This is a genomic window from Bradyrhizobium sp. Unk1, assembly GCF_059512345.1.
Genome location: NZ_JCAMOP010000068.1, coordinates 1 through 12585 on the forward strand (window position 1 = coordinate 1; position 12585 = coordinate 12585).

Consider the following 12585-nt stretch of genomic DNA (forward strand, 5'->3'; position numbering starts at 1 on the left):
GTCAGTGATGTGTCCGAACAGGTGTCAGCCATGTCTCCCGACTAAACAGAAGGCGGGGCATCCAGTACGCCGCGGCCTGTCGATTCAACTATGACTTTCTCGGAATACTGGATCGCCCGGTCAAGCCGGGCGACGACAACAGTGTTTGTGGCGAATGTTCCGACTCACGCGAGCTAGGGCAGCAGTTCACCCCTCCAGCTTCCTCAGCAACAGCTTCAGCGCCGTGGCAGCAAACACCTGCATGTTCGCAAACCGGTCGTTGTTGCCGGTCTCCAGCGTGATCACCTCTGCCGCAGGTCCCGAGACCGCCATGCAACTGTGCCCGGCGGCATCGCCGTAGCGGTTGCCGGTGGGGCCGGCGGCGCCGGTCTCAGACAGGCCCCAGTCGCAGCCGAAGCGGCTGCGCATCTGTTCGGCCAGCAGCTTTGCATAAGGCTCCGACGAAGAGCGAAAGCCCTTCATTCCTTCGTCCGAAATATCCATCAGCACGCGCCTGGCATCGCGGGTGTAGACCACCGCGCCACCGAGGAAATAGGCGGAGGCGCCGGGCACCGCGAGCAAGCTGGCCGAGATCAGGCCGCCGGTCGAGGATTCAGCCACTGCAATGGTCTGTTTGCGCGCGATTAGTCGGGCCGCGACCTGTTCCGCAATGCCGACGAGCTCTTTCATCCTTCTAACCTCTCAGTCCTAGCAACGGAGCTGTGCCTTCCTAGCATATGACAGCGGCCTTGGCCGAGTTGCGGGCGACGGGCAGGCCTGCTTGAATGGTGGGCAAGACAAAACGTGACGAGGAAACGTGAAGGAGACGTGATGGCGTCCCTGATCGCCGGCGGGGTGGATTGCGACGTGCATCCGGCCGTGCCGCATCTGACCAGCCTGCTGCCGTATCTCAACGACTATTGGCGCGATCAGGTGACGACGCGCGGCATGGTCGACCTTGTCTCGCAATCCTATCCGCAGAACTCGCCGATCGTGGCGCGTCCCGATTGGCGGCCGGAAACCGGCAAGCCCGGCGCAAGCCTGGAGGACATGCAGCGCCATCTGCTCGATCCCTTCCAGCTTACGTACGCCGTCTGCAATCCACTCTACGGCGTGCAGATGGTGTTTTCGGAAGATTTGCAGGCCGCCTTCTGCCGCGCGTTGAACGAGTGGCTGGTGAAGGAATGGCTCGATCGCGATTCACGACTGCGTGGTTCGATCGTGATCCCCACGCAAAGTGTCGAGAAAGCCGTCGCCGAGATCGAGCGTTGCGCGCAGGATCGCCGCTTCGTGCAGGTGCTGATGCTGGTCATGGGCGACACGCCGCTCGGCAAGCGCGCGCTATGGCCGATCTATGAGGCGGCGGAACGGCTCCAGCTGCCCGTCGGGATACACGCCGGTTCCGCCTATCACAATCCGCCGACTGCCGTGGGGTGGGGTTCCTATCACATCGAGGATTATGTCGGTCAGGCTCAAGCGTTCCAGACCCAGCTCACCAGCGTGATCGTCGAGGGCGTGTTCGTCAAATATCCGCGACTGAAAATGGTGATGCTCGAATCCGGCGTCTCCTGGATCTCGCCTTTTCTCTGGCGCCTGCACAAATTCTGGCGCGGGGTGCGGATGGAGACGCCATGGGTCGATCGCGCGCCGCTTGACATTGTGCGCAGCAACATCCGGTTCTCTTTACAGCCATTTGATGTGCCGCCGGAACCTGAGACATTAATTCGCCTGTTTGATCATATGCAGTCCGACGAATTGGTTCTATTCTCCACCGACTATCCGCACTGGCAGTTCGACGGCCAGGACGCGTTGCCCGAAGGTCTTTCCCCCGATCTCGTGCGCAAGATCATGATCGAAAACCCGCATGCGACCTATCCCCGCCTGACTTAGCCCGCTGCCAAAGGAGGCAAGGCGATGAATGTCCAATTCCGCGAGAGCCTAGAAGCCGCTTCCCCACAGACCGTCAAGGCCGCGATCGCGGACTGCGACATCCATCCGGCACGCGCCACCCGCACCGAGCTTTATCCTTATCTGGCCAAACGCTGGCAGCATCATCTCGAAGTCTACGGCGTCCATGCCTATCAAGGCATGATGGAAGGCCCGCCCTATCCGAAGGCCCAGCCCAACGCATCGCGCCGCGACGCCTATCCGCCGGAAGGCGGGCCGCAGGGCTCTTCGTTGTCCTTCATGCAGAAGCAGCTGCTCGATCCCAACAACGTGGAACTCGGCGTGCTCAATCCGCTCAACACCGGGCAGGGCATCCGCAATCACGAGCTCTCGGCGGCGCTGTGCTCGGCGATCAACGACTGGCAGATCGACAAATGGACCAGCAAGGACAAGCGTCTGAAGGCGTCCATTGTCGTCGGCAATGAGGACGGCCTGTCGGCCGCCGCCGAAATCCGCGAGCGCGCCGGCGACAAGAATTTCGTGCAGGTGCTGCTGCTCAGCCGCAACGTCGAGCCGCTCGGCCAGCGCCGTTACTGGCCGATCTACCAGGCCGCGGAAGAGGCGGGGCTTCCCGTCGGCGTGCACGCTTTCGGCTTCGGCGGCAATCCGATCACGCCGTCCGGCTGGCCGTCCTATTACATCGAGGAGATGGTGGGCCACTCGCAGTGCCAGCAATCGGCGCTGGCGAGCCTTGTCTTGGAAGGCGTGTTCGAGCGCTTTCCGAAGCTGAAGATGGTGATGATCGAGGCCGGCTTCGGCTGGGCCCCGTCGCTCGCCTGGCGGCTCGACAAGGTCTGGCACCGGCTGCGCAGCGAAGTGCCGCATGTGAAGCGGCCGCCGTCGGAATATATCCGCGAGCAGGTGTGGTGGACCACGCAGCCGATGGAGGACCCGGAGCGGCGCGAGGACCTGTTCGACGTCATCAAATGGATCGGCTGGGACCGACTGCTGTTCGCGACCGACTATCCACATTGGGACTATGACGAGCCGTCGCGCGTGCTGCCGGCGGGCGTCAACGACGCCAACCGCGAAGCGTTCTATCTCGGCAATGCGCGCAAGCTCTATGGGATTGCCGCATGATCCGGAAAAGTGTGAAGCGGTTTTCCGATCAGATCATGCGGAAGACATAAGCATGGCGCGGCACGTGATTGCGGCGGTGGATGAGCTTCCGCCGGGCACGCGAAAATTTCTGGAGATCGACGGACGGCCGATCGCGGTCTTCAACATCAAGGGCGAGTATTTCGGCCTGATGAACCGCTGCCCGCATCAGGGCGCGGCGCTGTGCGAGGGCCCGCTGATCGGGCTCGCGCAATCAAAGGATCCCGGCGAGATCGAATACACCAAGCTCGGCGAGATCATCCGCTGCCCCTGGCACGGTTGGGAGTTCGACATCCGCACCGGCCAGTCCTATTGCGACCCTCGCCGCTTCCGCGTGAAGGCCTATCCGGCGCATGTCGAGCCGGGTGGGGCCGTTGTGAAGGGGCCCTATGTCGCCGAGACTGTTCTGGTGCGGATTGAGAGCGACTACGTGGTGGTGGAGCTGTAGCTGCACCCTTCACCCTCCCTGGAGGGGGAGGGTCGATCGCGCGCAGCGCGAGCGGGGTGGGGTGATCTCTCCCCACGGGCAGCGTTCGACGCGGAGGGACCTTCGCCCCACCCCGTCTCACATTTTCGCTGCGCTCAATGTGAGCCGACCCTCCCCCTCCAGGGGAGGGTAAGAGGCGACGATGATCGAAGTGACAATCAATGCCCCGCGACCGGCTCCGCCACCGCATCATATGTCGGCACCGCCTTGCCGCCGCCGCGATACACGACCAGCGCGGCGATGATGCCGAGCGCTGCCGCGAACATCAGCCAAAGACCGGGTGCGGCCTTGTTGCCGGTGTAGTCGATCAGCAAGGTCGAGGCGAACGGCGTGAACGTGCCGAACAGCGCGGCGGCGAGCGCGAAGGCGAGCGAGAAGCAGGTGGTCCGCACATGCGCGGGCACGATCTCGACCAGCGCACCAAGCATGGTGCCGCTGTACATGCCGAAATAGAATGAGAACATCATCTCGACGGCGAGCAGCTTGCCGAATGTCGGCGCGGCCACCAGCCAGGACAGCGCCGGGTAGGCGGTGAGTAGCGCCAATGTGGCGATGCCGAGCAGCACCGGCTTGCGGCCGATGCGGTCGGACAACGCGCCGCCGACCGGATTCCAGAAGAAGTTGGTCACGGCGACGAGCAGCGTCACGAGCAGTGCGTCCTGCGTCGAGAGCTTCAGCACCGTCTTGCCGAAGGTCGGCGTGTACACGGTGACGAAGTAGAACGTCGTCGTGGTCAGGACCGCGATCATCATGCCGAGGATGACGATGCGCCAATTCGCGAACGCGGAGGCGAACACCTCGCTCGCGGTCGGATGCTTCTTCATGGCGAGGAAGGCCGGTGTCTCCTCGAGCGTCCGCCGCAGGAAGAAGATCAAGGGAATGATCAGGCAGCCGACGAAGAAGGGAATGCGCCAGCCCCAGGCGGCAACGGTGTCGGCCGGCATCACCTCGGAGAGGATGAAGCCGAGGATCGAGGCCACGAAGATCGCGACCTGCTGGCTCGACGACTGGAACGAGGTGTAGAAGCCGCGATTGCCGGGCGTGGAGATTTCCGCGAGATAGACCGAGACGCCGCCGAGCTCGACGCCGGCGGAGAAGCCCTGCAGCAGGCGGCCGATCAGCACGATGATTGGCGCGGCGATGCCGATGGTCGCATAGCTCGGGCAGAACGCGATCACGACGGTGCCGATGGCCATGATGCCGAGCGTGACGATCAGGCCCTGGCGGCGGCCGATGCGGTCGATGTAGGCGCCGAGCACGATCGCGCCGACGGGGCGCATCAAGGCGCCGAGCCAGAACACGCCGAAAGTGTTGAGCAGCGACGCGGTCTCGTTGGTGGAGGGGAAGAACGCCTTGCCGATCGCGGCGGCATAGAAGCCGAACAGGAAGAAATCGAACTGCTCGAGAAAATTGCCGGAGGTGGCGCGCAGGATCGCGCCGACGCGCGACTTGATCTCGGGCGGATTGGTTGCTGGTCCAGCCATGACGTTACTCCCCTGGAAGGCGCGGCCGGACCGGAACTCATTTCACGGCAGGGCAGCAGATTGCCTGCTGCGACAATCTGTCCTACCCCTCTCGCGCGGGGGGCGGCGAGTCAATCGATTTTACCGCGGAAGCCGATGATTTTTCAGGCTTTATTCTGCGTTGCAGCGATCATCCACTCGCGGAACGCGGCCAGCTTCGGCGCCTCGCGCCGACCCTCCGGCGCGACCAGGTAGAAGCCCGCATCGGCCGGCAGCGCGATCTTGAAGGGCACCACGAGCCGGCCCTTGGCGATGTCGTCCTGGACATAGGAGGTCCGGCCCATCGCCACGCCGATGCCGTCGATTGCGGCCTGGATGGTCATGAAGATCATGTCGAAGGTGATGCCGGGCTGCCTGGCGATGTCGCCCGGAAGGCCGGCCGCCGTCAGCCACAGCCGCCAGTCATCGCTGTTGGCATTGGAGGTGTGCAGCAGCGGATAGCCTTTGAGATCCTCAGGCTGGCGCAGCGGCTTGTCGCCGCGCAGCAGCGACGGACTGCACACCGGAAACAGCTCGTCTGCCATCAGCCAGTCGGCCTGCAGGCCCGGCCATTGACCGCGGCCATAGCGAATCGCGGCATCGACATTGTCGCGCTGGAAATCGACGAGGCTGGTCGAGGTGGTGATGCGGACGTCGATGCCGGGGTGCTGCTCCTGGAAATCGGTCAGCCGCGGCAGCAGCCATTTCGCGGCGAGCGATGCCAGCGTCGAGACGGTCAGCACCTTGTCGTCGTCCTTGCGCAGCAGCCGGTCGGTCGCAAGGCGGAGGTCGTTGAAGGCGGCGCGGACGCCCGGCAAATAGTCGCGCGCTTCCGGCGTCAGCGCCAGCGCGCGGTTCTGCCGGACGAACAGGCGAATGCCGAGCTCCTCCTCGAGCCGGCGGATCTGATGGCTGATCGCGGTCTGGGTCACATTCAGCTCGGACGCGGCCAGCGTGAAGCTGAGATGGCGCGCGGCGGCCTCAAAGGCCCGCAATCCGTTCAGGGAGGGCAATCTGGCAGTCATCTGGCAGCAGGATGCATGACGTTATTTCATGCGAAGGGGTACAAATTGTCGTTTGTCGCAGCGCGGTGGCAAGCAGATATTAGCGGTCAAGTTAGCTCAAGGAGCTGAAAATGTCTACTTTGACCCAGAATTCGATGACAAATCATCATGCGCCTGGTCTCATCCAGCAGATTGGCGAAACGCTACACGTCTGGCACGAGCGTTACCGCACCCGGCGTGAGCTGACCCACTGGACGGCCCGCGATCTCCACGACGTCGGCCTGTCCTGGACCGACATCGCCTACGAGGCTGACAAACCCTTCTGGCGGGCCTGATTGGCCGCCAGGCCGGCGCCGCCTGACTGTGGGGGCGCTGGCGGTCCCTCTTTCTCTTAGGCATGTGTCATGAGCACTCTTCGCCTGGAAGATCTGAAGCAATATTCGGACACGCTGCGCACCCGCGACGGCGAGGCGGTCAATGTTCGCTTCGTCGAACCGCGCGACACCGAGGAGCTTCAGCACTATTTCCGCTCGCTCGCGACCCGCTCCCGCTACAACCGCTTCTTCGGCGCCATCAGCGAGCTGCCGAAGGGGCTGCTGAGCGAATTCCTCGATGTCGGCGCGCGCGAACGCTTCACCGTCGTCGCGACCAAGATGGTCGACGGCTTCGAGACCATCGTCGCCGAAGCGCGCTACGCCTTCCATGCCGAGACTTCCACACTGGAGTTCGGCCTGTCGGTCGACGACCGCTGGCACGGCCACGGCATCGCCACCGCGCTGATGAAGAATCTCGAATGCCGCGCGGCCGCCCTCGGTGCCGAGCACATGTTCGGCGACACGCTGCGCTCCAACGAGACCATGATCTCGCTCGCCCGCAAATCCGGTTTCGCTTTCGTCAATCATCCCGACGACTGGAAGCTGGTGCGCTTCGACAAGGAGATCGCCGTCGCACCGAAAGACATTCCCTGCGCGAGCTGGCGCCTCGCCGCCCTTTCCCGTCAGGCCGACAGCCCCTCAGCCTCGGCCTGACACCACTCCGAGCCCGGCCTGGTCATCCAGAGCCGGGCTTTTTTTCGTGGTTTCCCCGCTCTCTCCTCCCGTCATTCCGGGGCGCGCGCAGCGCGAGCCCGGAATCCATTTCACCGCGTGTACTGTCGCCTGATGGATTCCGGGCTCGATGCTGCGCATCGCCCCGGAATGACGGCGCCTGATGTTGATCGGACGTCCTACTTCCCCGTGAACACTGCCTTGCGCTTCTCGATGAAGGCCTGCACGGCTTCCTTGTGATCGGCGGTCGTGGTCAGGCGGATCAGCCGTCCGGCTTCGTGGTCGCGGGCGGTCTCGAAATCGAACAGCAGCGCCTCGTCGAGATTGTCCTTCATGTAGCGCAGCGCCAGGCGTGGGCCTTCCGCGAGCGACTTGGCCAACGCAAAGGCTTCAGCCTGCAATTTGTCGTCGGGCACGACGCGGTTGACGAGGCCGATGGCCTCGGCACGCGCGGCGTCGACGCGATCGCCGGTGAACAGCAGCTCGCGGGCCCGCGCGGTGCCGACCAGCCGCGTGAGCAGCCAGGCGATGCCGTAGTCGCCGCTCAGCGCGATGCGGGCGTAGCCGGTGGCGACGAAGGCCGATTGCGCGGCGATGCGGATGTCGCAGGCCATCGCGATGGCGAGCCCGGCGCCGACCGCGGGACCGGGCAGGGCGGCGATGGTCGGCTTGCGCACCGACACCAGCGCGCCGGTGAGCAGCCGCTGCCGTTCCTGGAGATCGGCGACCTTGTCGTCAAAGGACATATCGAGCTTGGCTTGGTCGCGATGCGCGCCCATGCCCTTGACATTGCCGCCGGCACAGAAGGCCGCCCCCGCGCCGGTGATCAGCAGCGCGCCGATATCGGGGCTCTCGCCGCAGGTGCGGATCATCGTCCGCAGCGCCGGCGTCAAGGTGTCCGACAGCGCGTTGCGCGCCTCCGGCCGGTTCAGCGTGATCACCGCGACGCGGTCGCGGATGACGCAGAGGAGTTCATTGGTGCCGGTATCGATGGTGGTTTCCGTGGACATGTCGCTCCCTTTTTCTTTCGTCATTGCGAGCGAAACGAAGCAATCCAGAAGCTTTCCGCGAGACAGTCTGGATTGCTTCGTCGCTTCGCTCCTCGCAATGACGGGTGTGGTTATCGGCTTGCCTCAAAACTTCTCCACCCAGGGCCGCAGCTCCAACTCCCAGCTCCAGGCGCTGCGCGGCTGCTGCAGCACGTTCCAATAGCTCTGCGCGATCGCGTCGGGATCGAGCATCGAATCCGGCTTGTCGGCCGGCTCCGCGTGCGCCGCGCTGCGAATGCCGCCGTCGATCACGAAGTGCGCGATGTGGATACCCTGCGGCGACAACTCGCGCGCCAGGCTCTGCGCCAGCCCGCGCAGCGCGAACTTGCCCATCGCGAACGACGCCGACTGCGCATAGCCCTTGACGCTCGCCGAGGCGCCGGTGAACAGGATCGCGCCGTGCTTGTTCGGCAGCATGCGCTTGGCCGCCTGCTGCGCCACCAGGAAGCCGCCATAGGCGCTGATCGCAATCGCCTGCGCGACGTCGGCCGGAACGAGATCGACGAACGGCCCGCGTGTGCGGCCGCTGGCGTTGTAGACGACGAGGTCGGGCGTGCCGATCTCGCGTTCGACCAGGCCGAACAGCCGCTCGACCTCCTCAGGCTCGGTGGCGTTGCAGGCATAGGCCTTGGCGCCGGTCTCGCGACAAAGCGCACCTAGTTTCTCGATCTTGCGCGCGGCCAGCGCGACGCGGATGCCTTGCGTGGAGAGCAGGCGCGCCAGCGAAGCGCTCAGGCCTTCGCCGGCGCCGACGATGAGGGCGATCTTGTATTTCGGATGTTCCATGGCGTGATCTCTCGGAGACGGGAAGCCGCTGATCTATGCATCCGCCGCGCGGACAACCAGCCGGGTCGATCTTAATTCCGCAGAGCGAATTGCTCCTTCACGGCGATCATGCCTCCCTGACAATTTGCGGCTTTATCGCTATCCGCGACTGGAGCATGATCGACATCAATCAACGCGGCAAGCGCCAAAACAGCGCAAAATGTTCGCAGGGCGGGAACGAAGAGGACGATCATGCACAAGCCGGTCACAGCGCAGCCGAAACATGTCGCGGCCGAGCAGCCGGGCCTGCTGGCGCCCGATACGTCCGGCATGAACTTTTATCGCGCCGATCAGGCGCTGACGGATCTCCTGCGCATTCATCTGCCGGAGACACTGTTCCGTCACATCGAGCCGCATCTCGATCGCCTCGGCGAATTGGCCGGCGGCCATCTCGACGAATGCGCGCGGCTCGCCGACCGGCACACGCCGGTGCTGCACCAGCGCGACAAGTTCGGCCGCGACGTGCAGTGGATCGAATATCATCCGGCCTATCGCGAATTGGAGAACGCAGCGTTCGGCGAGTTCGGCATCCATGCGCTTTCGATCCGCAGGGGCATCATGGGCTGGCCCGACAAATATCCCGTCGTGGCAAAACACGCCTTCACCTTCCTGTTCAACCAGACCGAATTCGGTATGGGCTGCCCGATCAACGTCACCGACGGCTGCGCAAAGCTCTTGGCGAATTTCGGCAGCGAGGCGCTGAAGGCGAAATATCTCGACGGTCTCACCCAGACCGACATGAGCAAGCTGACCCAGGGCGGCCAATTCATGACCGAGAAGGAGGGCGGCTCCGATGTCGGTACGCTGACCACGCGCGCGGTGCAGGAGGGCGACCATTGGCGCCTCCATGGCGAGAAATGGTTCTGCTCGAATGCCGATGCCAAGGTCGTTATGCTGCTGGCGCGTCCCGAAGGCGCCGGCCCCGGCACGCGCGGCGTCGGCCTGTTCCTGATGCCGCGCTTCCTCGACGACGGTTCGCAGAACCACTACCGGATCGTGCGCCTGAAGGACAAGCTCGGCACGCGCTCGATGGCGTCAGGCGAGATCAAGCTCGAAGGCGCGATCGCCTATGTGGTCGGCAAGCTCGACCGCGGTTTCGTCCAGATGGCCGAGATGGTGAACTCGTCGCGGCTCTCCAACGGCGTCAAATCCACCGCGCTGATGCGCCGCGCCTATCATGATGCGATGACGGTGGCGAAGAACCGCGTCGTGTTCGGCAAGCGCATCATCGACCTGCCGCTGGGACGGCGGCAGATGCTGAAGATCATGCTGCCGGTCGAGCAGGCGCTGTCGATGAGTTTTCTGACCGCCGACGCACTCGACCGCGCCGAGGCTGGCAGCCAGGAGGCGGCGGCGCTGCTGCGTATCCTGACCCCGACGCTGAAATTCCGTGCGACGCGCGATGCGCGCAAGGTTTGCGGCGACGCGCTCGAGATGCGCGGCGGCATCGGCTATATCGAGGAATTCGCCACGCCCCGCCTGCTGCGCGATGCGCATCTCGGCTCGGTCTGGGAGGGCACCGGCAACATCGTCGCGATCGATGCGCTCCGGCGCGCGGTCGGCCGCCACGGCGCCGAATCCGCGCTCTCAGCCGATCTGCACGCGCGGCTCGATGATAGCGCGTCGGTCCCGCAGGCCTGGCGCGACAATTTGCGCGGTCTCGTCGATCGCGCCGTCGGCTTCGCGCGCGAGGTCGCGGGCAATTCCGAGAACGAGGCCGATGCGCGGCGTGCGACCAGCCTGCTCTATCACGTCGCAAGCGCGGTCGCGCTCGCCTGGGAAGCGCATCGCATCCACGAGATGCGCGGCGATGCGCGCCGGCTGCTGCTGTCGCGCCTCGTCATCGATCATCGTGTGTCGCCGAGCGATCCGTTCCGGCTGACGGAAAATGCCGCGCAAGCGAAGATCGGCGCGCTGCTGCTCGGCGATCGCGATGCCGGCATGAGCGAGGTTGGCGAACTGGTTCTGGCAGCGTAGGCTGCACGCCACGCTCAAACAAAAAACGCGATAGGGAGTTCTCGATGAAGGCCGCCGTTCTCTATGAAGTCAATCAGCCGCTGGTCATCGAGGACATCAGCCTGCCGAAGCCGGGCCCGCGCGAAGTCCTGATCCGAACTTCGGTTGCCGGGCTCTGCCACTCCGACCTGCATTTCATGGAAGGCCTGTATCCGCATCCGCTGCCCGCGGTGCTCGGGCATGAGTCCGCCGGCGTCGTCGAGCAGGTCGGCTCCGACGTCACCTATGTGAAGCCGGGCGATCACGTCGTCACCTGCCTGTCGGTGTTCTGCGGTACCTGCGACAACTGCACCACCGGCCGCACGGTGCTCTGCACCGACACCACCGTGAAGCTGCTGCCGGGCGCTTCCAACCGGATGCAATGGTCGAAGCCGGAGAAGCTGCATCAGTTCCTCAACCTCTCTTCCTTCGCCGAGCAGATGCTGGTGCACGAGAATGCGATCGTCAAAATCAGGAAAGAAATGCCGCTCGATCTCGCCGCGCTGATCGGCTGCGGCGTCATCACCGGCTACGGCGCGGTGGTGAACACGGCCAAGGTGACGGCGGGCGAGACCGTGGCTGTGATCGGCTGTGGCGGTGTCGGCATGGCCGCGATCAACGGCGCGCAGATCGCAGGGGCCGGACGCATCATCGCCATCGACACCAATCCGGCAAAGCTCCAGCTCGCGACCAAGCTGGGCGCCACCGACATCATCAATCCCGCCGACGGCGACGTCGTGAAGCAGGTGCGCGACCTCACCAATGGCGGCGTGCATTATTCCTTCGAGGTGCTCGGCCGCAAGGAAACCGCGGAGCAGGCTTTTGGCATGCTGGCGTCCGGCGGCACGGCCACCATCGTCGGCATGATCCCGTTCGGCCAGAAGATCGAGCTGCACGGCTTCGACTTCCTGCGCGAGCGCAGGATCCAGGGCTCCTCGATGGGCTCCAACCATTTTCGCGTGGACATGCCGAGGCTGGTCGATTTCTACCTGCGCGGCAGGCTGCACCTCGAGGACTGGATCTCGGCCAAGCTGAAACTGAGCGAGATCAACGAGGGTTTTGCCAACATGAAGGCCGGCAAGACGCTGCGCAGCGTGATTGTGTTTGACAGCTAGCCCTGGAGCTCGCTGGTGCCACTCCAAGATACGTGTCATCGGCCGCGCAGGCGGGCGATGCAGTCTTCCAGAGACGGCAGTGATTGAATCGAAAGGCCGCGGCGTACTGGATGCCCCGGTCAAGCCGAGGCATGACAGCGGAGTACGCGGCGCCCTACGTCTTCTTCGCTGCCAGCGCGTCGGCAACCGCGGTACGGATGTCGGCGACCGAGAACGGCTTGGTCACGACGTCATGCACCAGCGCGTTCAAATTCGAGGCGCGCTCGCGCTGGTCGGCAAAGCCGGTCATCAGCAAAATGGTCAGGTCGGGGAAGTCGCGCGCGGCGGAGAGCGCCAGCGCGATGCCGTCCATCACCGGCATCTGGATGTCGGTGAGCAGGAGATCGAACGCGCCGTTCTCGCGGGTCAGGATTTCCAGTGCCTCGGCGCCGTCCTCCGCGGTGACGATCTCGTGGCCGTCCATGGCGATGGCGCGCGCCACCAGCTGGCGCATCGAATCCTCGTCGTCGGCGATCAGGATTTTGGGCATGAGACCAAC

At 64.4% G+C, this 12585-nt stretch carries 13 protein-coding genes; 7 read left to right on the forward strand and 6 right to left on the reverse strand.

Annotated features, from left to right (window positions below; all coding sequences use genetic code 11):
• Window positions 1–186: 186 nt before the first annotated feature.
• Entirely contained in the window at window positions 187–669 is a 483-nt protein-coding gene (locus AC5ZFO_RS44110; RefSeq protein WP_071916839.1) for a CinA family protein, read from the reverse strand.
• Window positions 670–810: 141 nt separating this feature from the next.
• Between AC5ZFO_RS44110 and AC5ZFO_RS44115 the strand changes: the two genes are divergently transcribed.
• The 3 genes from AC5ZFO_RS44115 to AC5ZFO_RS44125 are packed head-to-tail and all read left to right on the forward strand — an operon-like array spanning window position 811 to window position 3472.
• On the forward strand, window positions 811–1869 hold the full coding sequence (locus tag AC5ZFO_RS44115) for an amidohydrolase family protein (RefSeq protein ID WP_282520489.1): 1059 nt from the start codon (window positions 811–813) through the stop codon (window positions 1867–1869).
• A 24-nt stretch (window positions 1870–1893) separates the two neighbouring features.
• Complete coding sequence (locus AC5ZFO_RS44120) at window positions 1894–3006, forward strand: amidohydrolase family protein (RefSeq protein ID WP_282520490.1); 1113 nt, start codon at window positions 1894–1896, stop codon at window positions 3004–3006.
• Between the two features lie 52 nt (window positions 3007–3058).
• On the forward strand, window positions 3059–3472 hold the full coding sequence (locus AC5ZFO_RS44125) for a Rieske (2Fe-2S) protein (RefSeq protein ID WP_282520491.1): 414 nt from the start codon (window positions 3059–3061) through the stop codon (window positions 3470–3472).
• Between the two features lie 197 nt (window positions 3473–3669).
• Here the strand turns inward: AC5ZFO_RS44125 and AC5ZFO_RS44130 are convergent, their stop codons facing one another.
• Together AC5ZFO_RS44130 and AC5ZFO_RS44135 are read right to left on the reverse strand one after the other, a co-directional pair.
• Window positions 3670–4995, reverse strand: a complete 1326-nt coding sequence (locus AC5ZFO_RS44130) for an MFS transporter (protein ID WP_282520492.1) — start codon at window positions 4993–4995, stop codon at window positions 3670–3672.
• 143 nt (window positions 4996–5138) lie between these two features.
• A complete protein-coding gene (locus tag AC5ZFO_RS44135) occupies window positions 5139–6038 on the reverse strand; it encodes a transcriptional regulator GcvA (RefSeq protein WP_282520493.1) in 900 nt (299 codons plus the stop codon).
• Between the two features lie 110 nt (window positions 6039–6148).
• On the opposite strand from AC5ZFO_RS44135, the gene AC5ZFO_RS44140 reads away from it, so the two are divergent.
• On the forward strand, window positions 6149–6352 hold the full coding sequence (locus tag AC5ZFO_RS44140) for a DUF1127 domain-containing protein (protein ID WP_282520494.1): 204 nt from the start codon (window positions 6149–6151) through the stop codon (window positions 6350–6352).
• Window positions 6353–6421: 69 nt separating this feature from the next.
• Window positions 6422–7045 carry a GNAT family N-acetyltransferase gene (locus tag AC5ZFO_RS44145; RefSeq protein ID WP_282520495.1) on the forward strand — a complete coding sequence of 208 codons (624 nt, stop codon included), beginning with the start codon at window positions 6422–6424 and terminating at the stop codon, window positions 7043–7045.
• A 197-nt stretch (window positions 7046–7242) separates the two neighbouring features.
• Here AC5ZFO_RS44145 and AC5ZFO_RS44150 read toward each other — a convergent pair whose 3' ends face one another.
• Window positions 7243–8073: an enoyl-CoA hydratase gene (locus AC5ZFO_RS44150; protein WP_282520496.1), complete on the reverse strand. Its 831-nt coding sequence runs from the start codon at window positions 8071–8073 to the stop codon at window positions 7243–7245.
• Window positions 8074–8196: 123 nt separating this feature from the next.
• Complete coding sequence (locus AC5ZFO_RS44155) at window positions 8197–8898, reverse strand: SDR family NAD(P)-dependent oxidoreductase (protein WP_282520497.1); 702 nt, start codon at window positions 8896–8898, stop codon at window positions 8197–8199.
• Between the two features lie 231 nt (window positions 8899–9129).
• On the opposite strand from AC5ZFO_RS44155, the gene AC5ZFO_RS44160 reads away from it, so the two are divergent.
• Window positions 9130–10914 (forward strand): acyl-CoA dehydrogenase family protein, encoded by a 1785-nt coding sequence (locus AC5ZFO_RS44160; protein ID WP_282520498.1) that lies wholly within the window; start codon window positions 9130–9132, stop codon window positions 10912–10914.
• A gap of 44 nt (window positions 10915–10958) precedes the next feature.
• Complete coding sequence (locus AC5ZFO_RS44165) at window positions 10959–12047, forward strand: Zn-dependent alcohol dehydrogenase (RefSeq protein WP_282520499.1); 1089 nt, start codon at window positions 10959–10961, stop codon at window positions 12045–12047.
• Window positions 12048–12201: 154 nt separating this feature from the next.
• Here AC5ZFO_RS44165 and AC5ZFO_RS44170 read toward each other — a convergent pair whose 3' ends face one another.
• A complete protein-coding gene (locus AC5ZFO_RS44170; RefSeq protein WP_282520500.1) occupies window positions 12202–12576 on the reverse strand; it encodes a response regulator in 375 nt (124 codons plus the stop codon).
• Window positions 12577–12585 lie beyond the last annotated feature (9 nt).